21 protein-coding genes are annotated in these 24,599 nt (G+C 67.1%); 8 read left to right on the forward strand and 13 right to left on the reverse strand.

The window, feature by feature from the left end; translation table 11 throughout:
- Window positions 1–30 precede the first annotated feature (30 nt).
- The 5 genes from ACYCUK_RS13015 to dsbD all read left to right on the forward strand — a co-directional run bounded on the left by ACYCUK_RS13015 (window position 31) and on the right by dsbD (window position 5,880).
- Window positions 31–1,023 carry a DNA-directed RNA polymerase subunit alpha gene (locus tag ACYCUK_RS13015; protein WP_112487700.1) on the forward strand — a complete coding sequence of 331 codons (993 nt, stop codon included), beginning with the start codon at window positions 31–33 and terminating at the stop codon, window positions 1,021–1,023.
- A 149-nt stretch (window positions 1,024–1,172) separates the two neighbouring features.
- On the forward strand, window positions 1,173–1,568 hold the full coding sequence (gene rplQ / locus ACYCUK_RS13020; protein ID WP_112487699.1) for a 50S ribosomal protein L17: 396 nt from the start codon (window positions 1,173–1,175) through the stop codon (window positions 1,566–1,568).
- 154 nt (window positions 1,569–1,722) lie between these two features.
- The gene (locus ACYCUK_RS13025) at window positions 1,723–2,664 is read left to right on the forward strand and encodes an ATP-binding cassette domain-containing protein (RefSeq protein ID WP_461595156.1); all 942 of its coding nucleotides are present in this window, start codon (window positions 1,723–1,725) and stop codon (window positions 2,662–2,664) included.
- Window positions 2,665–2,707: 43 nt separating this feature from the next.
- Window positions 2,708–3,517 carry an ABC transporter permease gene (locus ACYCUK_RS13030; RefSeq protein ID WP_112488518.1) on the forward strand — a complete coding sequence of 270 codons (810 nt, stop codon included), beginning with the start codon at window positions 2,708–2,710 and terminating at the stop codon, window positions 3,515–3,517.
- 281 nt (window positions 3,518–3,798) lie between these two features.
- A complete protein-coding gene (dsbD, locus tag ACYCUK_RS13035; protein ID WP_461595157.1) occupies window positions 3,799–5,880 on the forward strand; it encodes a protein-disulfide reductase DsbD in 2,082 nt (693 codons plus the stop codon).
- A 21-nt stretch (window positions 5,881–5,901) separates the two neighbouring features.
- On the opposite strand, the gene ACYCUK_RS13040 is transcribed toward dsbD, so the two are convergent.
- Window positions 5,902–6,147 carry a VOC family protein gene (locus ACYCUK_RS13040; protein WP_461595158.1) on the reverse strand — a complete coding sequence of 82 codons (246 nt, stop codon included), beginning with the start codon at window positions 6,145–6,147 and terminating at the stop codon, window positions 5,902–5,904.
- 166 nt (window positions 6,148–6,313) lie between these two features.
- Window positions 6,314–8,401 carry a molybdopterin-containing oxidoreductase family protein gene (locus ACYCUK_RS13045; protein ID WP_461595159.1) on the reverse strand — a complete coding sequence of 696 codons (2,088 nt, stop codon included), beginning with the start codon at window positions 8,399–8,401 and terminating at the stop codon, window positions 6,314–6,316.
- A gap of 158 nt (window positions 8,402–8,559) precedes the next feature.
- On the opposite strand from ACYCUK_RS13045, the gene ACYCUK_RS13050 reads away from it, so the two are divergent.
- The gene (locus ACYCUK_RS13050) at window positions 8,560–9,753 is read left to right on the forward strand and encodes a M20 aminoacylase family protein (RefSeq protein WP_461595160.1); all 1,194 of its coding nucleotides are present in this window, start codon (window positions 8,560–8,562) and stop codon (window positions 9,751–9,753) included.
- 79 nt (window positions 9,754–9,832) lie between these two features.
- Here the strand turns inward: ACYCUK_RS13050 and ACYCUK_RS13055 are convergent, their stop codons facing one another.
- The 3 genes from ACYCUK_RS13055 to ACYCUK_RS13065 form a co-directional block, all read right to left on the reverse strand.
- Entirely contained in the window at window positions 9,833–10,591 is a 759-nt protein-coding gene (locus tag ACYCUK_RS13055) for a sporulation protein (RefSeq protein WP_461595161.1), read from the reverse strand.
- Between the two features lie 61 nt (window positions 10,592–10,652).
- Window positions 10,653–11,684: a biotin--[acetyl-CoA-carboxylase] ligase gene (locus ACYCUK_RS13060; RefSeq protein WP_461595173.1), complete on the reverse strand. Its 1,032-nt coding sequence runs from the start codon at window positions 11,682–11,684 to the stop codon at window positions 10,653–10,655.
- Window positions 11,685–11,699: 15 nt separating this feature from the next.
- Window positions 11,700–12,188 (reverse strand): SET domain-containing protein, encoded by a 489-nt coding sequence (locus tag ACYCUK_RS13065; RefSeq protein WP_461595162.1) that lies wholly within the window; start codon window positions 12,186–12,188, stop codon window positions 11,700–11,702.
- 217 nt (window positions 12,189–12,405) lie between these two features.
- On the opposite strand from ACYCUK_RS13065, the gene ACYCUK_RS13070 reads away from it, so the two are divergent.
- Together ACYCUK_RS13070 and ACYCUK_RS13075 are read left to right on the forward strand one after the other, a co-directional pair.
- Complete coding sequence (locus ACYCUK_RS13070; protein ID WP_461595163.1) at window positions 12,406–12,963, forward strand: TlpA disulfide reductase family protein; 558 nt, start codon at window positions 12,406–12,408, stop codon at window positions 12,961–12,963.
- Window positions 12,964–12,980: 17 nt separating this feature from the next.
- On the forward strand, window positions 12,981–15,626 hold the full coding sequence (locus ACYCUK_RS13075; protein WP_461595164.1) for a DNA topoisomerase III: 2,646 nt from the start codon (window positions 12,981–12,983) through the stop codon (window positions 15,624–15,626).
- A 63-nt stretch (window positions 15,627–15,689) separates the two neighbouring features.
- Here the strand turns inward: ACYCUK_RS13075 and ACYCUK_RS13080 are convergent, their stop codons facing one another.
- The 8 genes from ACYCUK_RS13080 to ACYCUK_RS13115 form a co-directional block, all read right to left on the reverse strand.
- The gene (locus ACYCUK_RS13080; protein WP_461595165.1) at window positions 15,690–17,276 is read right to left on the reverse strand and encodes a sensor histidine kinase N-terminal domain-containing protein; all 1,587 of its coding nucleotides are present in this window, start codon (window positions 17,274–17,276) and stop codon (window positions 15,690–15,692) included.
- Window positions 17,277–17,309: 33 nt separating this feature from the next.
- The gene (locus ACYCUK_RS13085; protein WP_112487686.1) at window positions 17,310–17,999 is read right to left on the reverse strand and encodes a response regulator; all 690 of its coding nucleotides are present in this window, start codon (window positions 17,997–17,999) and stop codon (window positions 17,310–17,312) included.
- A gap of 355 nt (window positions 18,000–18,354) precedes the next feature.
- Window positions 18,355–18,873 (reverse strand): hypothetical protein, encoded by a 519-nt coding sequence (locus ACYCUK_RS13090; protein WP_461595166.1) that lies wholly within the window; start codon window positions 18,871–18,873, stop codon window positions 18,355–18,357.
- 10 nt (window positions 18,874–18,883) lie between these two features.
- Window positions 18,884–20,005: a mechanosensitive ion channel family protein gene (locus ACYCUK_RS13095; RefSeq protein ID WP_461595167.1), complete on the reverse strand. Its 1,122-nt coding sequence runs from the start codon at window positions 20,003–20,005 to the stop codon at window positions 18,884–18,886.
- A gap of 71 nt (window positions 20,006–20,076) precedes the next feature.
- The gene (ggpS, locus tag ACYCUK_RS13100) at window positions 20,077–21,600 is read right to left on the reverse strand and encodes a glucosylglycerol-phosphate synthase (RefSeq protein WP_461595168.1); all 1,524 of its coding nucleotides are present in this window, start codon (window positions 21,598–21,600) and stop codon (window positions 20,077–20,079) included.
- A complete protein-coding gene (locus ACYCUK_RS13105) occupies window positions 21,557–22,327 on the reverse strand; it encodes an HAD family hydrolase (protein ID WP_461595169.1) in 771 nt (256 codons plus the stop codon). Before ACYCUK_RS13105 ends, ggpS begins: the two co-directional genes overlap by 44 nt.
- Window positions 22,328–22,338: 11 nt before the next feature.
- Window positions 22,339–23,532 (reverse strand): NAD(P)H-dependent glycerol-3-phosphate dehydrogenase, encoded by a 1,194-nt coding sequence (locus ACYCUK_RS13110; protein WP_461595170.1) that lies wholly within the window; start codon window positions 23,530–23,532, stop codon window positions 22,339–22,341.
- 668 nt (window positions 23,533–24,200) lie between these two features.
- Window positions 24,201–24,470, reverse strand: coding sequence for a SemiSWEET transporter (locus ACYCUK_RS13115; RefSeq protein WP_461595171.1), 270 nt, complete (start codon window positions 24,468–24,470; stop codon window positions 24,201–24,203).
- Between the last annotated feature and the right edge of the window lie 129 nt (window positions 24,471–24,599).

A 24,599-nucleotide genomic window follows, 5' to 3' on the forward strand; every position in this document is an offset into this window, starting at 1 on the left:
TAACGAGCGGAGGGTCTTGAAAGGACATTCATGCAAACCGCTTTGCTTCGCCCCAAATCCATCCAAGTCGAGGCCCTGGGTCCTCTGCGCGCCAAGGTCACGCTCGAGCCTTTCGAGCGCGGTTACGGCCATACCCTTGGCAACGCCCTGCGGCGTGTGCTGTTGTCTTCTCTGGTTGGTTATGCACCGACCGAGGTGAGCATCAACGGCGTGCTGCACGAGTACTCCGTGGTCGATGGCTTGCAGGAAGATGTGATTGCCGTGCTGCTCAACCTCAAGGGCGTGGTGTTCAAGCTGCATAACCGCGACGAGGTCACGCTGTCATTGCGCAAGGAAGGGGAGGGCGTGGTGACCGCCGCCGACATCCAGACGCCGCATGACGTGGAAATCGTCAACCCCGAGCATGTGATTGCACGCTTGTCCCAACAGGGCAAGCTGGACATGCAGATCAAGGTCGAGAAGGGTCGCGGTTATGTGCCGGGCAACCTGCGTCGCTATGCCGACGAAGGTGGCAAGACCATCGGCCGCATCGTGCTCGACGCCTCGTTCTCGCCAGTCCGCCGCGTGAGCTATGCCGTGGAAAACGCACGCGTCGAACAGCGTACCGATCTGGACAAGCTGGTGATGGAAATCGAGACCAACGGCTCCACCAGCGCAGAAGAAGCCATTCGCACTTCGGCTCGCATTTTGGTCGAGCAACTGTCGGTGTTCGCCAGCCTGGAAGGCGCGGAGAAATCGCTGGAGTCCGGCGGTTCCGCCAGCGCCCAGCAGTTCGACCCCATCCTGCTGCGCCCGGTGGACGACCTGGAGCTCACGGTGCGCTCGGCCAACTGCCTCAAGGCCGAGAACATCTATTACATCGGCGACCTGATTCAGCGCAGCGAAACCGAGCTGCTCAAGACTCCCAATCTGGGACGCAAGTCGCTCAACGAAATCAAGGAAGTGCTGGCTGCGCGCGGCCTCACCCTGGGCATGAAGCTGGAGAGCTGGCCGCCCGCAGAACTGGAAAATCGCGCCAACTGATTCGGCGCGATTGCCACCGGGACGGATTTTGCGGTCCGGTCCCTTTTTATTTTCACCGCAGTTCCGCCCGACCATCGGGTGTGAGGCTGCAACGTGCAAAGCCAGTACCTGATCCGGCTGGCTCATCAACATAACGAAAGGAAAGCACCATGCGTCACGGACACGGTCTGCGCAAACTCAACCGCACCTCCAGCCATCGGCTGGCAATGCTGCGCAATATGGCGAACTCGCTCATCGCCCACGAAGCCATCAAAACGACGCTGCCCAAGGCCAAGGAATTGCGCCGCGTCGTCGAGCCCCTCATCACCCTGGGCAAAAAGCCGACGCTTGCGAATCGCCGCCTGGCGTTCGACCGTCTGCGCGACCGCGATTCCGTGGTCAAGCTGTTCGGCGAACTCGGCGAGCGCTACAAGACCCGTCCGGGCGGCTACACCCGCATCCTGAAGTTCGGCAATCGCGTGGGCGACAACGCCCCCATGGCTTATGTCGAACTGGTGGACCGTCCCGACGCCGACGTGGCTGCCGACGCTAAGGCCGCCGAGTAATCCCGGCCAGCCCCGTCAGCGTGACGCCTGTTCCGGCGTCATCTGGCTCACAAACCCGGCCTCGGTCTTGCTGCAAGACCCAGCCGGGTTTGTCGTTCGTGGGGCAGCCTCTCGTCAGACCCGCGAAGTTTTCGCCATGCCAGCGAACGCCACGATGCCCTCAGCAAATCCGCTTGACGCCCAAGCGCCCCTGCTCGCGGTGCAAGACCTGCACAAGCGCTACGCCGGGCAGGACGTGGTTCGCCAGCTGAGCTTCAGCATTCGCCCCGGCGAGTGTTACGGCATCATCGGCCCGAACGGCGCGGGTAAGACCACCACCATCCGCCTCTGCCTGGGCTTGGCCACGCCCGACGGTGGCAGCGTGCGGCTGATGGGCCATGCCGTCCCGCGCGACTCCCGCCTGGCACGCATGCGGGTGGGCGTGGTGACGCAGTACGACAGCCTCGACCCCGATTTCACGGTGGAGGAAAACCTGGTCATCTACGGCCGCTACTTCGGCCTGAGCGATGCCGCCATGCGCGCGCGCATCGATAGCCTGCTGGAGTTCGCTGCGCTGCAGGGCAAGGCAGGCGCCCGCATCGCCGAGTTGTCCGGTGGCATGAAACGGCGCCTGAGCCTGGCGCGCGCGCTGATTCACGATCCCGACATCGTCTTCCTCGACGAACCCACCACCGGCCTCGATCCACAGGCGCGCCATCTCATCTGGGACCGGCTCAAGCGCCTGGTGGCGCAGGGCAAGTCCATTCTGCTGACCACCCACTTCATGGACGAAGCCGAGCGTCTGTGCCAGCGCCTGCTGGTGCTGGATCATGGCCGCAAATTGGACGAGGACGCACCGCTGGCGCTCATCGCGCGGCATGTGGAGCCCGAGGTGATCGAGATGTACGGCTTGCGCGTCGACGAAGCCGAGGCGTTGGTGGCGCCGCATGCCCAGCGCCTGGAGCGCAGCGGTGATACCTTGTTCGCCTACGCCCGCGACGCCGCCCCCGTGCTGGCTGCCGTGCAGGGTCTTGCCGACGGCTTGCGCGTGCTGCACCGCTCGGCCAATCTGGAAGACGTCTTCCTCAAGCTCACCGGGCGGCAATTGCGCGATTGAAGCGCGGCTGAACACCCCAAATTCGCCCATGTACGATCCATCCATGTCCGTCGCCACCACGCCGCCGCCGCAAGCCGCTGCTGCGCTGCCCGCCATGCCGCGCTGGCGCTTTTGGCCCGTGTGGCGGCGCAATGCGCTGGTGTGGCGCAAGCTGGCGCTGCCCAGCTTGCTCGGCAATATCGCCGAGCCGCTGCTGACGCTGGCTGCGTTCGGCTGGGGCGTGGGTTCGCTGGTCGGCAGCGTCGACGGCGTGCCCTACATCCTGTTCCTCGCCTCCGGCACCGTGAGCATGAGCGTGATGAATTCCGCCAGCTTCGAAGCGCTGTATTCCGCCTTCTCGCGCATGCATGTGCAAAAAACCTGGGACGCCATCCTGCTCACCCCCACCACGCTCGACGACGTGCTGCTGGGCGAGCTGCTGTGGGCCGCGACCAAGGCGCTGATGAGCGGTGTGGCCTTGGTCGTGGTGGTGGCGCTGCTTGGTATCAGCCGCCAGCCCACCTTGCTGCTCGTGCTGCCGCTACTGGCCCTGGTGGGCATGATGTTTTCGGCGCTCGGACTCATCGTCAACGCGCTGGCGAAGTCGTACGACTTTTTCACCTACTACTTCACCCTCGTGCTGACGCCGATGACCTTTCTCTCCGGCATCTTCTTTCCCTTGAGCGCCATGCCGTTGTGGTTGCAGCGGGTGGCCGAGGTCTTGCCGCTGCAAGCGGCGGTGCAACTGGTGCGGCCGCTGTTTTTCGGCCACTTCGACACACGGGCCGGGTTGCATCTGGCCATTCTGCTGGCCTACCTGCTGGGGGGTTGGTTGCTGGCGCGCTGGCTGACCCAACGCCGCTTCGCGGCTTGAGAGCGATCAACAGCCCGCCAGCGCCCCTCTCCCAGGGGTGATGAGACAACATCGGGTGGCCGGGCGTTTCGTCATCACCCCTGGGTGCCCTGCGGAATCTGTTGTCAGGATTGGCGGTTTCGTCCGACCTGTATGCATCGACCCCCGAATCCGACATGGACCTATGGCCAGACCCGATGTAACCATATCACTTTAAGCTTATATTTAAAGATTGACCCGCATCGCCACCGCCACGGCACCGTGCGCATCCGGATGCGGCCCCGACGCCAGGAGACTTCTTGATGACCCCCGTTTCACCCACTGCTGCAACCGGCCAGCCTCGCATGCCCCATCACGTCTTGCACAAGCTGCTCGCCGCCATGCTGGCGCTGGCTGCAGCCTTGTTGTTCGGTGCGCTGCCGGTCGCCCAGGCGCAGCAAGGCAAATTCCTGCCACCGGACCAGGCTTTTCATGTTTCCGCCGCGGTGCAAGGTCCGAAAACGCTGCTGCTGACCTTCGACATCGCCAAGGGTTATTACCTCTACCAGGAACGCTTTCACTTCGAGCCGCAGACGCCCGGCGTCACCCTGGGCAAGCCCGACTACCCGCCGGCGCACAAAAAGTTCGACGTCAATCTCGGCCATGTGGTGTTCCATTACCGCAACCAGGTGATCGTGCCGCTGCCGGTGCTGGCGGCTCCGGCCAGCTTCAAGCTGCAGGTCACCTACCAGGGCTGCTCGGACGAAGGCCTGTGCTATCCGCCCATCGACAAGATCGCCACCGTCAGCCTGCAGGGTTTTGGCGGCCAGGGCACGGTCAGCATCGCCGAGGCGGATGGAGAGGGCGGCGGCACCAGCGCGGGCAACTCATCGGTCAGCGGCTTGATCGGCAGCCTGCTGGGCAACAAGACGAGCACGGCATCGGGTGCCGCAGCCAGTGCTGCTGCGGCGCCTGTATCACCCCCGGCGCCAGCCACAACACCTGCCTCCTCGGCCGCCGCAGTGCCCGCAACGTCTGCGACTCAGGCGGCCAGCGCGCCAGCGGCAGGCGCGGCCAACCAAGCCACCTCATCTTCGGACGCAGCTTCCCTCGGCGGTGAATCCTCCCGCATTGGCGCCGCGCTGGTCTCGGGCAGCCTGCTGGCCATCGTGCCCATGTTCCTGCTGTTCGGCCTGCTGCTCGCGTTCACGCCCTGCGTGCTGCCGATGATTCCCATCCTCTCCAGCATCATTGTCGGGCATGGCGAGAAAGTGTCGCACTTGCACGGGCTGGCGCTGGCGGCGGTGTACTCGCTGGGCATGGCGCTGGTCTACACCGCCTTCGGCGTGGCTGCCGGGCTGCTTGGGCAGGGCCTGGCGGCCACGCTGCAGAACCCGTGGGTGCTGTCGGTCTTCGCGCTGCTGCTGGTGGTGCTATCGCTGTCCATGTTCGGTTTCTACGAACTGCAAATCCCAGCCAGCTGGCAAAGCAGGCTATCGGCCACATCAGGCAAGCTGCATGGCGGCCATTTCGCCGGGGTCTTCGTCATGGGCTGCATTTCCGCGCTGATCGTCGGGCCTTGCGTGGCCGCCCCGCTGGCCGGCGCGCTGCTCTACATCAGCCAAACCGGCAATGCCGTGATCGGCGGCATCGCCCTGTTTTCGCTGGCGGCCGGAATGAGCGTGCCCCTGCTGCTGGCAGGCTGGAGCGCAGGCGCGCTGCTGCCCAAGGCCGGGGGCTGGATGGAGGGCGTGAAATATTTCTTCGGCGTGCTGCTCATCGCGACCGCCTTATACATGATCACCCCGGTGCTGCCCGGCTGGCTGCTGATGCTGGCCTGGGCCGCGCTACTGCTGGTGAGCGCCACCTTCCTGCGCGTGTTCGACCGCCTGCCCGACGCCGCCTCGGGCTGGACGCGGCTCTTCAAAGGCTTGGGCGTGGTGCTGGCCCTGGCCGGTGCGGTGCTCGTCATCGGTCTGGCCGCCGGGAGCCGCAACATCCTGCAACCGCTGGCCGGGCTGGGCGGGGGCGTCTCCAACGCCGTCGCCACGGCTCCGGCCGCGCAGTTCCGGCGCGTCAAGAACGTGGCTGAACTCGACCAGATCGTCGCCAGCAGCACCAAGCCCGTGATGCTCGATTTCTACGCCGACTGGTGCGTCTCCTGCAAGGAGATGGAACACTTCACGTTCACCGACCCCGCCGTCGCGCAGCAGATGGCCGACATGACCCTGATTCAGGCGGATGTGACCGCCAACAACGCCGACGACAAGGCCCTGCTCAAACGCTTCCAACTCTTCGGCCCGCCGGGCATCATCTTCTTCAAGGGCGGCAAGGAAGTGGGGCGTGTGGTGGGCTTCGAGGATGCCAAGACGTTTCTGGCGTCGATGCAGCGGGCGGGGGTTTGAGGGAGCTGCGATTTTCCCTGCTCAGCCTTCAGGCGTATGGCAGGCAACACAGAGTTTGTTGCTATCCGGATCGCGCAAGTAAGCGCCGAAATAATGCGCGTGGTACTCGGTCTTCAAACCGGGCGATCCTTCCGATGTGCCACCATGCGCCAACGCAGTTTGATCGGCATCGATCACGACTGAGCGATGCTGTGCGAGGAAGGCCACCATCTGGCCATTGCCTCGATCGTGGGGAAATGCGTCGTAGGGTTTACCGATCAGGAACAAGGGGCGTGGCCCATTCCTGCACTGCCATCCAGCCCATGGCCGGCTCCGATCGCAGAATCTCAGCTCGTTGCCAAGGGTGGGCATCAGGGCGGTGTAAAACGACATAGCGCGATCAAAGTCGCTGACGCCGACAAATACATGTGAAAACACGGCCATTCCTTCACGGTCATTGCGGCGCCACTTCGACCAGGCAATCATAAAAACACGGCCCACTTCCCAGGTCAGTCAGCCGCTGGTGGGTGATCTGGTTGACGTTGGTGCCGGTGGGGCTGAGTTTGCGCCACCAGATGCCCAAGGCCACGATCTGTCCGGCTCGGGTGCGCTTGCTGACCCGGGCGCGGCAGGTGATGGTGCCGCGGTCGTTGAAGGCGCTCACCATCTGACCATCAGTGATGCTGCGCGCAGCGGCGTCTTCGGGGTGGATGAGCAGGGAGGGTTCGGTTTCGAGGGCGCGCAGGCTGTCGACGTTGACGAAGCTGGAGTTGAGGAAGTTGCGCGCGGGGGGCGAGATCATCGCCAGCGGGTAGCGGGCAGCGAGGTCCGGCGCTGTGGCGGCGCACTCGTACGGCAGGATGACTTCGGGCAGCGCGCCTCGCCCGGCATCCAGCTCGCGCTGTGACCAGAACTCGCATTTGCCCGATGGCGTGGGAAAGCCGCCTTGGGCGAAGGGCGCGGCGGGGCCTGGCAGCTTGGCCCAGCCGCTTGCGCGCAGGGTGCTCCAGGTGATGCCGCCGTTGCGCGCATCCGGGGCGATGGCCAGCGCGGCAATCTGTTCGTCGGTCTCGGTGAAACAGGCGTCGGTGAACCCCATGCGCGCGGCGAGCAGGCGGAAAATCTCGGTGTTGGGTTTGGCCTCGCCCAGCGGGGCGATGGCGGCGTTGTTCGCCAGCCAGTAGCGGTGGCCGTAGGCCTTGTGCACGTCCACATGTTCGAGCTGGGTGGTGGCGGGCAGCAGGTAGTCGGCGTAATCGGCGGTGTCGGTCTGGAAGTGGTCGAGCACCACGGTGAGCAGGTCGTCGCGGGCGAAGCCCTGGCGCACCTTGTCGCCCTCGGGGGCGACGGCCAGGGGGTTGCTGTTGTAGACGATGGCGGCTTCGATCTTCGGGCCGAAATCGCTGCTTCCTTCGCGCAGCAGGTCGTCGCCGATGGTCACCATATTGATCGTGCGTGGCGTGCGCCCGGCCAGCAAATCCGGGCGCTCCAGCGCCGCGCCGTTGGCGGCGAAATGGTTGGAGCTGGACAACAGCAAGCCGCCGGCAGCGTCGCGCCAGGCGCCCACCAGTGCGGGCAGGCAGGCGATGGCGCGCACGGCGTTGGCGCCGCCGCGCACCCGCTGCAGGCCGTAGTTCATGCGGATGGCGGCGGGCCTGGTGGTGCCGTAGTCGCGTGCCAGCTGGCGGATTTGCGCTGCGGGCACGCCGCACACCTCGGCCGCGCGCTCGGGCGGCCATTGCAGCGCGCGTTCGCGCAAGGCGTCGAAGCCCACGGTGTGCTGCGCGATGTAGTCGTGGTCCAGCCGGTCATGCACGATCAGCTCATGCATCAGCGCGTAGGCCAGCGCGGCGTCGGTGCCGGGGCGCAGCTGGATGTGTTCGTGGCATTTCTCGGCGGTGTCGTTGCGCCAGGGGTCGATGCTCACCAGCCTGGCCCCGGCCCGTTTGGCGCGCTGCGCATAGGTCCAGAAATGCAGATTGCTGGTGATGCTGTTGCTCCCCCAAATCAGGATGAGCTTGCTGTGCTCGAACTGCTCCACGTCCAGCCCCAGCTTGCCGCCGATCACCGTCTTCAGCCCGGCTTCGCCCGCGGTGGAGCAGATGGTGCGGTCGAGCAGGCTGGCCCCCAGCTTGTGGAAAAAGCGCGCCGCCATGCTCTCGCCCTGCACGAAGCCGAGGGTGCCGCCGTAGGAGTAGGGCAGGATGGCTTGGGGCTCGCGTGCGGCGATTGCCTTGAGGCGCGCGGCGATGTCGTCCAGCGCCACATCCCAGCTCACCGGCTCGAACTGCCCGCTGCCCTTGGGGCCGATGCGCCGCATGGGTCGCAGCAATCTGCCCGGGTGGTAGGTGCGTTCGGTGTAGCGCGAGACCTTGGTGCACAGCGCGCCGTGGGTGGTGGGGTGGTCGGGGTCGCCGCGCACGCTCACGGCCACGCCGTCCCGCACGGTGACGAGCAGGGCACAGGTGTCGGGGCAGTCGTGCGGGCAGGCCGCGCGGATGATGGTGTCCGAATAGGTGTCAGAGGCGGAGGCGGTGGTCATGGCGATGCGGGCAGGCGAGGGTGCGGCGGCAAGCCGGCGGGGCGGGAAACAAGTGTAGGACGTGCCTGCCCCTGCGCACGACGCTGGCAATCGGCAGCGTTTGCCCGATTGCGCGAAAATGAGTTCGCCATCCCCGAACACATAAGCAGGAGCTTTCCATGCAGATCATCGATTCCATCGTGACCGAAGCCGCGCGCTTTCGCGCCATCCGCCGCGACATTCACGCCCATCCCGAGCTGTGCTTCCACGAAGACCGCACCAGCGACACCATCGCCGCCCTGCTCACCGAATGGGGCTTGCCGGTGCACCGCGGCCTGGGCAGGACCGGCGTGGTGGCGGTGATCGAGGGCAGCAAGGGGCCGGGGCGCAGCATCGGCCTGCGCGCCGACATCGACGCGCTGCCGGTGACGGAGAAAAACACCTTCGCCCACGTCAGCACCCACCCCGGCAAGATGCACGCCTGCGGCCACGACGGCCACACCGCGATGCTGCTGGCGGCGGCGCATCACCTCAGCCGCAACCGCGATTTCGCCGGTCGCGTGGTGTGCATCTTCCAGCCGGCCGAAGAAGGCGGCGGCGGCGCGCGCGAGATGATCAAGGACGGCCTGTTCGACAAGTTTCCGGTGGACGCCGTGTTCGGCATGCACAACTGGCCGGGGCTGCCGGCCGGGCACTTCGCGGTGAAGGCCGGGCCGGTGATGGCGTCGAGCAACGAGTTTCGCATCGTCGTGCGCGGCAAGGGCTCGCACGCCGCCATGCCCCATCTCGGGCTCGACCCGCTGCCGGCCGCCTGCCAGATGGCGCTGGGCTTCCAGACCATCATCAGCCGCAACAAGAATCCGCAGGAAGCCGGGGTCATTTCCGTCACCATGATTCACGCCGGCGAGGCCACCAACGTGGTGCCCGACTCGGTTGAAATTCAGGGCACGGCGCGCACCTTCACCACCGAGCTGCTGGACCTGATCGAGTCGCGCATGCGCGAGATGGCGCAGCACACCGCGCAGGCGTTCGGCATGCAGTGCGATTTCGAGTTCCATCGCAACTACCCGCCCACCATCAACCACGCCGCCGAGACCGAGTTCGCCCGCCGCGTGATGAGCGAGCTGGTGGGCGAGGAAGCCATCCACAACTTCGAACCGTCGATGGGAGCGGAGGACTTCGCCTACATGCTGCAGGCGCGGCCCGGCGCCTACCTCATCATCGGCAATGGCGGCGGCGACCACCGCAGCCCCGGCCACGGCGCCGGCCCCTGCACGCTGCACAACGCCAGCTACGACTTCAACGACGACATCATCCCGCTGGGTGCGAGCTTCTGGGTGCAGCTCTCACGCAACTGGCTGGCCCAGGCCTGAGCGACCACGGGACTGGCGCTGCGTCGGGCGCAAGGCATGGTCTTGCTGCGGCACCGCCGGATTCGAGCAGCCACCGGGCTCAACCGGCGCAGGCCTCCGGCTTCTTGTCTTTCAGCGCCGCGGCGCTGAGTTTGCGCAGGGTGGCGGCCTGGGCTGGCGTCAAGCCGTCCAGCACCCAGAAGGTGGACTTCATGCCCGCATTGCGCTGCACCACCTGGGCGCTGTTCACGCCTTTTGCCTGCATCTGCGCCAGTTCCTGCTGCGCGGCTGCTTCGGTGCCCAGCACGCCCAGCGAGATGCCGGGCATGTAGTTCGGCCGGTCGGTCACGGGTGTATAGGTGCCATCCTTCAGCCCCAGGCGCTGCAGCTCGCCCAGCTTGCGGTTGAGCGTGGCGGTATCCGGGAAGGGGCCCATCAGCACCATCCACTGCGGGTTGAGCGCCTGCTTTTTTTCCACCGGCGTCAGCCCGGCGGCGCGCAACGCGGCGCCCACGGCCGGGCCGACGGTGATGTAGGGGCCGAGTTGCAGGCAGAGCCTGGACGCGGCACCTGCAGGGGCTGAGGCCGCAGCGGTGACAGCGGCTTGCGCGGCGGACGCCATCGAAGCCGCCGGCGCGGGCCGGGCCGAGGGCGCGGATGCAGCGGACGCTGCGGCCAAGGCGGAGGCAGCCGCTTGCGCAACCGACACGGTCAGGCGCTCGGGGTGGATCTGCTGCTTCAGCCGCTGCGGCTCGGCCACGTCGGTGGGCCCCAAACCGGCGGCGCGCAGATAGCCATGCGACCAGGCGTAAAAGCCGAGATTGCCGAGGACGAGAAGCAGAACGAAGGCGCGCAGCATGGTGGGTGAGTGCGAGGAGAGCGGGTTTTCAGAGCAGAGGGGCCGCGGCGCGCTGGATGGCTCAGGGCATGGGTCGATGGCCGGCCTGCACAGCGGCGCGCCGCAGCGAGACATCCCCACTGGCCACGCGGCGCACGCCATCGGCGGTCTGCAGCAGCAGGTGGCCGCTGTCGTCCACCCCCAGCGCCTGGCCCGTCTGGCGCAGTGCGCCATGGTCGAGCACCACCACCGGCTCACCCGTCCAGGCGTGCAGCTGGTTCCAGGCATCGGTCCAGGGGGCGAAACCAGCCTGCGCATAGATGGGCAGGCCGGCGAGCATGGCCGGCATGAGCCGCCGCAAAACGTCCCAGCGGCTCACAAGAAAACACCGGGCCGCTCCCAAGTTTTCTTGACCCCCTTGGGGGGAGTCCGCTGGCGGACTGCTGGGGGCGCTCTGGTGCAGATGGCAGGCATCCAGGCCAATGGCATCGGGCAGGTCGGGTGGGCTGCGCAGGTTTAGGCCGATGCCGATCACGGCCCAGCGGGCGAGCTGCGTGTCGGCCAGCTCCACCAGCACGCCGGCCAGCTTGCGCTCTTGCAGCAGCACATCGTTGGGCCACTTCAAGCGCACTTCGGCGGCCCCCAGGCCGCGCAGGCATTGCGCCAGCCAAACGCCCACCGCCACACTCAGGCCGGCGATGGGTGTGCCCGGTGCGAACGGCCAGGCCAGCGAGGCCAGCAAGCTGGTGTGGGCGCCATCCACCCACGGCCGGCCCTGCCGGCCACGGCCTGCGGTCTGGTGGCCGGCAACCAGAAGCTGCGGGTTGGCGTCCCCAAACCTGTCGTTTCGCGTCAGGCCCCCCGAGGGGGGAAGAAACACTTGGGGCGGCCCGGCGTGTTTCTTGAGAGGCTCGGCGCCGCGCACGCGTGCCAGCAGTTCGGCGTTGGTCGAACCAATCTGTTCGCACCAGTGCACCGCGCAAGCCTGCTGCTGCGCCCCGAGCAGGGTTTGCAGCGCCAGCGCTTCGCCTGCGTCGGCGCTGGCGCAGGCGGGTGTTGCCTGAGGCGCAGGCCTTGCCGCTCGGCTTGACGCGGCTGGATCAGGCTTGGACATGGACACGGGAGGGCCTTAGCGCTTGGGCGCAAGCAGGGTGCCGCGGCAACCGGGCGTGCCGCAGTGGCAGGCGTACTCGCGCTTGAGTTTGGCGGTGTAGCGCGCGTCGAGCACGAGGCGGTAGTCGTAGAACAGCTCCTCGCCCACGGCAAGGTCGCGCAGGGCGTGGATGAACACCCGCAGCCCCTCCTGCCGCGCTTCGCAGTTGGGCGCGCAGGCGTGGTTGATCCAGCGCGCGCTGTTGCCGCCGACATGGGCGTCGATGACGCGGCCGTCGTCGAGCGAGAAGTAGAAGGTGTGATTGGGCTGCGCCGGGTCGTGCGGGTGGCGGCGCAGAGCTTCGGCCCAGGATATGCACTCGCCGATGTACTCGATCACGCGCTCGCCGGCCGCAATCGGCCTGCGGGCGAACACGCCTTTGCCATGCACCGGGGAGGAGCGCACTTCGGTGCGCGGGCCGTGGTTGGGCTTCGCGGTGAACGGGACTGGCTGGGCTTTGGGCATGGGTATGGACTCGGACCCGCGGTTTCACCGTTCGCGGGAAACTGGTTAAAGTAGAAAAAGGAGTGGGCGTCCCCAACTGCATCGGCGAGCTTGCCGACGGATGGGCGCGCAGTGGGTGCAAGCGGCATTGTCGAGCCTCGCAGCGGCGACTGCGAAGCCACCGCGCTCACCCGTATTCTCCGGCGCAAGTTGCGACGGAATTGTAAGGAGGCCGAGCATGAGCCAGCAGCGTCGTTTGCATCTCAAGTTACTCGCCGGCGGTGTTGCCGCAGCGGCACTCGCGCCCGTGGCGCTGGCGCAGTCCGTGGCGCAGCAGGCAATGGTGCTGGAGAAGAAGGACAAGAAGGCGGTGCCGCTGCCGGCCGTGGGCAGTGCCTTCGCCCTGCCGACCAGCATCGAACTGATCGACGGCCGCAAGCTCCAAACGCAAGACCTCAAGGGCCGGCTGGTGGTGCTGGAATATTGGGCCACCTGGTGCCCGTTCTGCGCCAGACAAATGCCGCATATGGAACAGCTCTACAAGGACCACGGCAACAAGGGCCTGATCGTGCTCGGCCTGTCGATCGACAAGAAGGCGGCCGACGTGCCGCCTTATGTCCAGCAGCGCGGCGTGAGCTTTCCGGTGGCCTGGATGTCGCCCGAACTGGCCAAGGTTCTGCCCAGACCGGCCGGACTTCCGGTCACCATCGTCGTCGGGCGTGATGGCCGGGTCAAACTGGCCGAGTCTGGCGAACTGTTTCCCGAAGACATTGCCGGCATCGCCAAATATCTCTGAATTCAATGCAAGCACCCATGAGCAAAACCCTGGTCATCGCCGAAAAACCCAGCGTCGCACAAGACATCGTGCGCGCCCTCACCCCCACCGCGGGCAAGTTCGAGAAGCACGACGAGTTCTTCGAAAGCGACGCCTATCTGGTCACCTCCGCGGTGGGCCATCTGGTGGAAATCGGCGCGCCCGAGGCCTTCGAGGTCAAGCGCGGCAAGTGGAGCTTCGCCAACCTGCCGGTGGTGCCCACGCACTTCGACCTCAAGCCGATCGAGAAGACCAAGTCGCGCCTGTCGGCCATCGCCAAACTGCTCAAGCGCAAGGACGTCACGGCCGTTGTCAACGCCTGCGACGCGGGGCGCGAGGGCGAACTGATTTTCCGCCTGATCCAGCAATACGCTGCTGCCCGGCAGCCGGTGCAGCGCCTGTGGCTGCAGTCCATGACGCCGCAAGCCATCCGTGACGGCTTCGCCCATTTGCGCAGCGACGCCGAGATGCAGCCCTTGGCTTCGGCCGCGCGCTGCCGCAGCGAGGCCGACTGGCTCGTGGGCATCAACGGCACGCGGGCGATGACCGCGTTCAACTCGCGCGACGGCGGCTTTTTCCTCACCCCGGTGGGCCGGGTGCAGACGCCGACGCTGTCGGTGGTGGTGGCGCGCGAGGAGCAGATCCGGCGCCATGTGGCGCGGCCTTACTACGAGGTGCAGGCCGGTTTTGCCGCCGCCGCCGGCAACTACAACGGCAAGTGGTTCGACCCGGCGTTCAAGAAAGACGCTGACGACAGCGATCGCCGCGCCGACCGCTTGTGGGACCGCGCCCAGGCCGAGGCCATCGTCGCCGCCTGTGCCGGCAAGACGGCCGAGGTCACCGACGAATCCAAACCGGCGACGCAGATCTCGCCCGCGCTGTTCGACCTCACCACCCTGCAGCGCGAGGCCAATTCGCGCTTCGGATTTTCCGCCAAGATGACGCTGTCGCTGGCGCAGTCGCTGTACGAGAAGCACAAGGCGCTGACCTATCCGCGGACCGACTCGCGCCACCTGCCCGAGGACTATGTGGCCGTCGCCCGCGACACCCTCAAGGTGCTGGGCGAAGGCGAGGGCGCCGCAGCGCCCTTGGCCGGCTACGCCCGCAGCGCGCTGGACAAGGGTTATGTCAAGCCGACCAAGCGCGTGTTCGACAACGCCAAGGTGTCGGACCACTTCGCCATCATTCCCACGCCGCAAGTGCCCAAGGCGCTGAGCGAGGCCGAGGCCAAGCTGTACGACATGGTGGCGAGGCGCTTCCTCGCGGTGTTTTTCCCGGCGGCCGAGTTCCACGTCACCACCCGCATCAGCCGCATCGACGCGCACCAGTTCCGCACCGAGGGCCGCGTGCTGGTGGTGCCCGGCTGGCTGGAAATTTATGGCCGCGCGCAACAGGGAGACGACGCCAATCTCGTCGCGGTCGAGCCCGGCGAGAAGGTCGCCGCTGAAACCGTGGAGCTGCTGGAGCACAAGACCAAGCCGCCGGCGCGCTACACCGAGGCCACGCTGCTGTCGGCGATGGAAAACGCCGGCAAGATGGTGGACGACGAGGACTACGCCGAAGCCATGGCCGGCAAGGGCCTGGGCACGCCGGCCACGCGATCGAGCATCATCGAGGGCCTGCTGGCCGAGCAATACATGCTGCGCGAAGGCCGCGAGCTGGTGCCCACGGCCAAGTCCTTCCAGCTCATGACCCTGCTGCGCGGCCTGGGTGTGGAAGAACTCACCAAGCCCGAACTCACCGGCGAGTGGGAGCACAAGCTGGCGCAGATGGAGCGCGGCCAGATGCAGCGCGACGCCTTCATGCAGGAAATCGCGGCGATGACCGAGGCCATCGTCAAGCGTGCCAAGGAATTCAACCGCGACAGCGTGCCCGGCGACTACGCCACGCTCAAGACGCCCTGCCCGAACTGCGGCGCCGTGGTGAAGGAAAACTACCACCGCTTCGCCTGCACCCAATGCGACTTTTCCATCGGCAAACATCCGGCCGGACGCAGCTTCGAGCTGGCCGAAGTGGAGCAGTTGCTGGCGACCAAACACCTCGGCCCGCTCACGGGTTTTCGCAGCAAGATGGGCAGGCCATTTGCCGCCGAACTCAAACTCGTGCGAGACGGCGGGGAGGCGAAGCTCAAGGAAGCGCAGGGCCGCTCCCGCGCTTCCTTGAGCCCCTCGGGGGGCGGGGAGGCGCAAGGCGACGCACCTGGGGGATCACATTCAGGGCAGTGGAAACTCGAATTCGACTTCGGCCAGCCCTTGACCGGCGAGGGCGCCGAAGCCCCGGACTTCACCGGCCAGGAAGCGCTGGGCAACTGCCCGAAGTGCAGCGGCGCGGTGTACGAAGCCGGCAACGCCTATGTCTGCGAGCACAGCGTGGGGCCTGCGCCGACCTGCGATTTCCGCAGCGGCAAGATCATCCTGCAACAGCCCATCGACCCGGCGCAGATGCGCAAGCTGCTGAGCGAAGGCCGCACCGACCTGCTCGACGGCTTCGTCTCCGCCCGCACCAAGCGCAAGTTCAAGGCCTTCCTGGTGCGCCAGCTGGATGGCAAGGTCGGCTTCGAGTTCGCTCCGCGTCCCGGGGCCGCCGCGGGTGCCCCAGCCAAGACGGCAGCGCGGAAGGCCCCGGCACGCAAGACGGCGGGTTGAGGGCCAGCCTGAAATTGGAATGAGGTTGGTTAGAGGGCCTGGTCTCGCAAAGCCCTTGGCACCTCAGCCCGGAGGTTCGGCTGCAGCCAGGTGCAGGCGCACCACCAGTCCGGGCGTGTCGCGTCCGGTGCAGGCGGGGTTGTCGGCCAGCTCGACGATGGCGCTGTGCTGGCGCGCGATTTCCTGCACGATGGACAGCCCCAGCCCGCTGCCGTCGTGGCCGGTGCCGAGCACGCGGTAGAAGGGGCGAAACACCAGCTCACGTTCGGCCGGAGCGATGCCCAGGCCGCTGTCTTCCACGCTCAACAGCACGCGCCAGTTGGTGGCATCGGCTTTCAGACGCACGGACACGCTGCCGCCACGGGGGGTGTAGGCGATGGCGTTGTCCACCAGGTTTTTCGTCAGTTCGTGCAGCAGCAGGGCGTGGCCGCGCACCCACAGCGGCGTGTCGGGGGCGTCGAACTCCAGCTCCAGCCCCTTGCCGAGCGCCATCGGCGCGAGTTCCTGCACGGCGTCGCGCACCGGCTTGCGCAGGTCGACGCTGCTGAGCGCGCCATGCGCGGCCACGCCCTGGTTCTCGGCGCGCGCCAGCAGCAGCAATTGGTTCACCAGGCGCGTGGTGCGCACGACGGAAAGGCTGATCTGCCGCAGGCTGGCACGCAGCTCCTGCGGGTCGGTCTGGCGCGCCGCCAGCTCGGCCTGCATGCGCAAGCCGGCCAGCGGCGTTTTCAACTGGTGCGCGGCGTCGGCAATGAAGCGCTTTTGCGTCAGGATGGATTGCTCCAGCCGGCCGAGCAAGCCGTTGATCGAGTCCACCAGCGGGGCGATTTCCTCGGGCGCCTCGCGCTGGTCGATCGGGCTCAGGTCGTCGGGCTGGCGGCGGCGAATGCGCGCCTGCAATTCGTTCAGCGGAATGATGCCCTGGCCCAGCCCGAACCACACCAGCAGGATGGAAATGGGCACGATGACGAACTGCGGCAGGATGACCCCGCGGACGATGTCGCGCGCAAGCAGCGTGCGGCTTTTCAAGCCCTCGGCCACCTGGACCAGCAGCAGCGCTGGCTTGTCCGCAGCGCGAGTGGGCGAAGCGGCGGGGGTGGATGCGCCGCCGTTCGTCTGGGTCGTGTTGCTTGAGGCGGCGGCGGCGGTTGAGGCCGTGATCGCGGGCAAGGCGCTGGCTGCGGGTGCGGCCAGCCAGCGCCAGGCGATGCGCAACTCCTGGCCGCCCACTTCGGCGTCGCGCAGGTGCACGCCGTCAGGCCAGGGTGCGGCGGCGTCGGGCGGCGGCGGCAGGGCGGCGTCACCACCCAGCAGCTGGCCGTGGGTGCCACGCACTTGCATCAGCACCGGATCGCCACCGGCCAGGGTGTCGGTCCCCGGCTGGCGCAGCAGGGGGAGGGCGGCGACGGGGCTGCGCTGCACCAGGTCGGCCAGCACCGCCACGCGCCGCTCCAGGCCCTGGTCGAAGGGATGGGAGGCGATGGCTTGCGCCACCAGATAGGTGATGCCGATGGACAGCGGCCACACCAGCAGCAGCGGCACCAGCATCCAGTCCAGAATTTCGCCGAACAGCGAGCGCTGACGCAACCGGCGCCCGGGTGGCGTGGGCTCGGTCTTGGCGGCTTCGTCGAGCTGGGGCAGACTGGCCATGAAGGATGATGGGGAGCGGACTCCTGGCCTCGATCAGGCGACTTGTTGAGGCGCGCCGGGGATTTTTTCCAGACAGTAGCCCAGGCCTCTGACGGTTGCGATGTGCACCGGACCGACCTCGATCTTCTTGCGCAGGCGGTGGATGTAGACCTCGATGGCGTTGGTGCTCACCTCCTCGCCCCAGACGCACAGATGATCCACCAGCTGGTCCTTGCTCACCAGCCGGCCGGTGCGTTTGAGCAGCACTTCGAGCAGGGCGAGTTCGCGCGCGGAGAGGTCCACCACCTTGTCGTCCAGCATCACCACGCGTCCGGGCAGGTCGACGCTCAGCGGGCCGTGGCGAATGGTGGGGCTGGCGCCACCCATGCCGCGCCGCGTCAGCGCCCGCACGCGGGCCTCCAGCTCGGCCAGCTCGAAGGGCTTGGCCATGTAGTCGTCGGCCCCCAGGTCCAGTCCGCGCACCTTGTCCTCCACGTTGTCGGCGGCGGTGAGGATGAGCACGGGCAGGGTGTTGCCGCGGCTGCGCAGCCGTCGCAGCACCTCGAAACCCGACAGGCGCGGCAGGCCGAGGTCGAGGATGAGCAGATCGAACTCGCTGGTCTGCAGCGCCGAGTCGGCCGCGGCGCCGTCGCCGACCTGATCCACGGCGTAGTGACTGGCGCGCAGCGAGCGCGTGAGGCCATCGGCCAGGACTTGATCGTCCTCGGCAATCAGAATGCGCATCAGGGGTCTCCTCATCGTATAAGCCCGCAGCATCGGCGGGGTTGCAACGATTCTAGGCAGCAGCCACACCAGCGTCCCGCTGCATTGCGGCAAGCGCTTTTTGCGTTGTCGAGCGCTCCGGAGCTGTTTGGAGGAATCCGCAGCTCGCCCCAGGGTGCAGCGATCACTGGAAGTTGCAGACCAGATCGATGGTCGTGTCGGTGTCGCTCTCCCTGCGGCCCAGCCGCACCTGGGTGTTGGGCAAAACCGTGCAGGAGAGCGTCAAAGCCAGTGCGCCAATGCGCCGGTGATGGCGGTGGTGAGTGCTGTGACCGAGTCGAGCTCGGTATTGCTGTTGCTGGCGATGGCGTGGCAATCAGGAGGCGTCGCGTACGGCGCGCGGCGACGTGACCCGGCGGTCCTGCACGGCCACGGCCAGCGGCTCGCTCAGTTGCAGTTGCACGGTACGGATGGGGAAGGCGAATTCCACGCCGAGTTTGGCGCAGAAGCGCGTCAGGCCCAGATTGATGGCTTGCTGCGTGTCCATATAGGCCGTGTAATCGGCTGACTTCATCCAGTACGCCACTTCGAAGTTCAGGCTGGAGTCGCCGAAGTCCTTGAAGTGGACACGGTCGAAACGGACTCGTTCGTGCTCATCGATGAGGGACTTCACCAGCGCGGGGATGCGCTCCAGGGTGTCGGCCGGGGTGTCGTAGGTGAGGCCGAAGGCGAAGACGATGCGCCGCTGTTGCGTGAATTTGTCGTTGCGCAGCCGTGCCACGAGCAAGGGCTTGACGGCGCGCGTCAGCAGCATGGCCAGCAGCATGCCGCCCAGGGCGATGAGCCAGGCCAGCGGCGTGTTGTGGTCGATGGTGATCAGGAGCCAGGCGGGCATCGTGAAGTCCTCAGTTGGCGATGCGGGAGGGGCGTTCGGCACCTGCCGCGTCGCCCCCCTGCCATTGCAGGCGGCGGCGCGGCAGATGGTCGGGCCAGGCGCGTTGCATGTAGGCGACCATGGCTTCGCGCACCCGGCATCTCAGTTCCCAGGCGCGAGCCGAGTTGGCGGCACTGACGAGGAAGCGCACCTGCAGCGCGGCGGCGTCGGCATCGGTGACGTGGATGATGGCCAGGCGGCCATCCCAGTCGGGGTCTTCGGCGCACACCCGCTTGAGTTCGGCGCGCAGGGCGTCGATCGGCATGGCGTAGTCCACCCACAGAAACACCGTGCCCAGCAGGCTGGCACTGGTACGCGTCCAGTTCTCGAACGGGTGCTCGATGAACCATTGCAGCGGCAGGATCATGCGGCGCTCGTCCCAGATGCGGAACACCACATAGGTGCCGGTGATCTCCTCCACCCGGCCCCATTCGCCCTGCACGATCAGCACGTCGTTGATGCGGATGGGCTCGGCCAGAGCGATCTGCAAGCCGGCCAGCAGGTTCGACAGCACTGGGCGCGCAGCGAAACCCACGACCACGCCGGCGATACCGGCCGAGGCCAGCAGGCTGGTGCCGAGTTGGCGCACGCCGGGAATGCTCATCAGCGCCAGCGACAGCCCCACCAGCACGAGGAGCAGGCTGGCCACCCGCGCCAGCACCCGGGCGCGGGTGAGTACGCCGCGCACCTGCAGGTTGGTGTCGAGCAGCTTGGGGTCGTCCGGCAGGCTCAGGCCGCCACGGCGCAGCATCACGATCTCGCCCCCGGCCTGCGCCAGCCGCACTGCCAGCCAGGTGACCGCGGTGATGAACAGCAGGCGCAGCACCGTGGCCGACCAGGCCCAGTGCGGCAGATGCTGCTGCAGCAAAAACAGGTCCAGCCGCAGCACCAGCAGCAGCCACATCGCGCGCAGCGCACGGCGCGTGCGCAGCAGCAACAGCTGCCACACGCCCCCTGCCGGCTTCAGCCGCAGGGCCAGCCGGGTTGCCAGCGCGAACAGCGGCAATGCCAGCGCGCTCAGCCCGATGGCCAGTGTTTCCGGGTGGTGGGCTTGTGACCACAGCCAGGCATCGGTCACGAGTTGGTTGTGCATGGCGGATCTCTAGCGCAACGGCCTCGGCAGGGCTGCGGCTGGGGTGGGAGGTTGCGGCATCGTTGGCATGGTCAAGCGCGCAAGGCCTGGCGGTCGGGCGCGCGCGCTGCAGGGCGCGCGGCGCGCAACTGCGCGAACAGCGCCAGCACATGCCTGGTCCAGTGGCCGATGTCGTAGCGCCCCACCAGCGCGTCCATGCGTCGCATGCGGGCGTGCTGTTCTTCGCGTGGCATGTCCAGGGCGCGGTCGATGGCGCTGTCCATCTGGCTGATGCTGTAGGGGTTGACCAGCACCGCGTCCTGCAGCTCCACCGCGGCGCCGGCGAATTCCGACAGCACCAGCACGCCGCTCTCGTTCACATGCGCGGCGATGAACTCCTTGGCCACCAGGTTCAGGCCGTCGCGCAGCGGCGTGATCCAGGCGATGTCGGCAGCGCGGTAATAGCTCAGCGTCTCGGCGAATGGCATGGGCGTGGTGGACAGCAGGATGGGCAGCCAGTTCAGCGTGCCGAAGTGGCCGTTGATGCGCCCCACCAGCTGTTCGATGGCCTGCTGCGCGCGCTTGTAGACGCGCATGCCGTCGGCCGCGGCCACGGCCGTGATCAGCAGTTTGATCTGGCCGTGCAGCGCCGGGCGTCGCCGCAGCAGGCGCTCGTAGGCCAGCAGCAATTCGCGCGTGCCCTTGGCGTAGTCCACACGGCCGATGGAGACGATGATGGTGTGCTCGGGAATTTCGCGCCGGATATGGGCCACGCGCGCCAGGTTCTCGGTCTTTTGCACCGTCTCGCGTATCAGTTGCGCATGGGTGCCGATGGGGAAGGCGTCGATGCGCACGCTGCGCCCGTCCACCGTCAGCGACACCGGCGTCACCGGCTCGGACAAGGCGGTGCCGGTGGCCTGCAGTCTGGGATAGACGCGGCGCTCCACCAGCGCGTCCACCTTGCGCAGCGCCTGCGCCAGCGCGGCGAAATTGCGTGCGTAGCGCGGCACATGGAAGCCGACCAGATCGCAACTCAACAGGCTGTCGAGAATTTCGTCACGCCATGGCAGGATGTTGAACACGTCCGGCGCGGGGAATGGGGTGTGATGGAAAAACGCGATGCGCAGGTCCGGCCGCATGCGCCGCACGAAGCCCGGGACCAGCCACAGGTTGTAGTCGTGCACCCAGACCACGGCGCCGGGCGCGGCCTCGGCGCAGGCGGCCTCGGCAAACAGGCGGTTGACTTCGCGGAAGACGCTCCAGTCGCAGTTCTCGGTGGAGTAGAGCGCGGGAAAGCTGTTGAGAATGGGCCACAGCGCCTCTTTCGAGGTGATGTCATAAAACTGATTGATCTGCTCCCCGCTCAGGGGCAGGCGAACCACCTCGTAACTGCCGTAGCTGTCGTTCACGGTGATGCGGCGCTCGAACTTGATCGGCTTGCCGGCGGGGGCTTTTTTCCAGGCCACCCAGCTGGCACGATCGACTTGGCCGATGAAGCCTTTGAGCGCGGGGACGATGCCGTTGGGGCTGCTGTTCTCGCGCAGCACGGTCTTGCCGTCCTCGATCTGCTCCTCATAAGGCTGCCTGTGATAGACGATGACCAGTGATGAAACCATGGATATTCCCCAGTTGATGAAAGCGCCTTAAGGCGTCGAGTACGCTGGCCGCGCCCGGATGCGGGCTGCGGTAGACGTTGCGGTGGTGGGCGATGGCGGCGTCGAGCGCCGCCTCGCGGTTGCCGACGGCGACGCCGGCCAGGCCCGTCTCGAACATGGACAGGTCGTTGAGGGTGTCGCCGGCCACCAGCGTGCGCTGCGCCGGCAGGCCCAGCGCCATCAGCGTGCGCAGCAGGGTCGGGCCTTTTTGCACGCCGCGCGGCAGCACGTCGAAATACTGGTTGTCCGACAGCAGGGTGTCGAAACCGAGGCCTCGCATGTCATGCCGCGCGCCGTGGGTCTGCGCCGGATCGTCGAACAGATAGGAGCGGCGCCGGCCGCTGACCACGGCTTGCGGGCGCAACTGCGGGTGCGCCCGCATCTGCCGTTCGATGCGCGCCGCCGAGTCTGCCGGCCAGGCGGCGTCGAGCCAGCGCTCCAGCGGCGGCAGCGGGGCGTACTGCGGACCGCAAGCCACGCTGGTGCCGACATCGCCGATGAGGTGGTCGGGCCGCACCGGCAACTCCGTCGCCAGTTGCTGCATGAAGGCCTGGCCGCGGCCGCTGACGAAGATCAGCACCAGTTCGCTGCGATGCGCCGCGATCCACTGCAGCAGCGCCTCGCGCTGCGCCGCGCTGCCGCCGAGAAAGGTGCCGTCGAGGTCGGTCGCCAGGATGGTGCGCGGCATGACCGTGGCTCTCACTGCGCTGGCCGCTGCGACCAGCCCGCGGTGGCCAGACGCGCCACCTTGGCCAGGCGGCCGCCGCGCTGGGCTGGCGCGGCCGCGGGCACCACGGGTTCTTCGGGCAGGACTTGCGCCGGGCTGTCGTGCAGCAAACGCGCCAACGCCTGCGGCGCGCTACCGTGCTGGAGCAGGACCTCGCGCACGCAGGCGGCCACATGCAGGCGCAGGCCGAGGCGACGCTCCAGCGCTTGCACCGAGAGCGCGGCGATGGCGCCCTCGGTCAACTCGCCCGATGCAGCGGATGCATCCAGGCCATCGCCACGCCCCAGCCGCAGCCCGAGCCGGGTGTTGCGCGAGTGGGCCGAGGCCGCGGTCAGAAACAAGTCGCCCACGCCGCAGCTGCTCAGCAGGGTTTGGCTGCGGCCGCCCAGCGCCAAGGTGAGCCGGCGCATATCGTCCAGGCCCAGGGTGACGATGGCGGCGCGTGCGTTCTCGCCCAGGCCCTGCGCCATGGCCATGCCGCTAGCAATGGCGACGAGGTTCTTCAGCGCCCCGCCGACTTGCGCCGCAACCGCGTCGTCGGTCAGCTCCAGCATGATGGCGGCTCCCGCCAGCTGCTGCCGCAGGCCGAGCGCGAAGGCGTGGGCACGCTGCGCTTGCGCATGACTCGGCAGCAGCGCGGGCAGCGCCAAGGTGAGCCGGGTGGGCAGGCCACGCGCCACTTCGTCGGCAAAGCTCGGACCGCTGAGCACCCCCAGCAACGCGTGATCGTCACAGCAGTCGCGCAAGACTTCGGTGGGCAGCGCACCGCATTGGCGCTCGAAGCCCTTGCAGGCGGCCAGCACCACGGCGTCGGGCGCGAGCAGGGGCGCGGCACGCTGCGCGGTTTCGCGCAGCGCCGCCGAAGGCAGTGCCAGCACCACCAGCCGCGCGCCGGCAAGGGCTTCAGCGAGCTCTGTGGTGGCGCGCAGGCCCGGTGGCAGCGTGATGCCGGGCAAATGCCTGGGGTTGCTGCTCTGGGTCCGCAGCGCGTGGACCAAGTCCGGCCGCCTGGCCCAGAGCGTGACCTGGCTGCCGCTGCGTTGCAGCGCAGCAGCCAGGGCCGTTCCCCAGGCCCCAGCGCCGAGCACGGCGATGTGTGGTGATGGGCCCGAGCGGGCCTCGTTCATGCCTTGCGGCATGGGGGGAGTGGCGCAAACAGCGTCCATCGTGGCTCCAAAGTCGTGGATGGCCGGCTGGCGCATCCGAGGAAAGGATGGCCGGTGCAGCACCAGCCATGGCGACTTGGCGATCCCCCGCGCGCTGGCGGCGGGATCGAGGCAGGAATCGGTCGCGCATGGAGCCATGCATGAGAAGCCGATTCGCAGGGTGGCGAAACGCCCGTCGATCGCACCAGGCGAGGCCCGGCTGCCGCCCGAGGGCGGCGCGGATCAGGACATGAACGTGCGCAACGAGTGCGCACACGAATATGCTCTAGAGACTCGTTCTGAGAAACTCTAGTTATTAGAATTCTAAAGCAATTTTCATGATGAATAAACCGATAAAACTCTAAATTCAAGCCTTTACACTGGGAGTGTGATGGAATTTGAGGGGATTCCGTGAGCATCTGCCCGTCGCGCGGCTTGAGGGGGCGTTGAGACTGCTGCGTCGCAACAATCGGTGGTGGAGGCACGCAGCCTTCAGTCCCATTCGGGCTCATGCATGCGCGGCAGCTCATGGGCTGGCATCGCGGCGGGGCCGGTTCAGGGGGTGGGTTCGGCTTTGGGATTGGCTTGACTGCTCAGGCGTTGCGCAAGACTTCGTCCAGCAGCGCCTCGAACTCGCCGTCCTCACCTGCGAGCGGCGCCCAGGCGAGGAACTCCGGCCTCATCGACGACTACTCGCGCGGGATGTGCCCGTAGCGTAGGCGCAGCAGCAGCACACAGGAGGCAAGACTCAAGGTGATGGCATTGGCTGCGATGAGTGGCCAGGAACCCTCGGCGATGCCGTAGATCAGCCAGAGGAACACACCCGTCGTGAACGCCGCATACATGCCGATTGAAATGCCGGAAACGTCGCGCGTGCGCAGGGTCAGCCAGACCTGCGGGACGAAGGAGGCTGTGGTCAAGGCTGCGGCAGTAAAGCCCAACCAGTCGGATAGTTGCATGATGCGGCTGACGGAACCGGACTCAGGCGCTGCGCAGAGCTTCGTCCAGCAGCGCTTTGATCGTACCCCAGCCGTCGGCCGCGCGTGGGTCGTTGATCAGCGCCACCACAGTGGAGCGACGGCCGGTGG

Source organism: Thiomonas sp. (genome assembly GCF_054608695.1).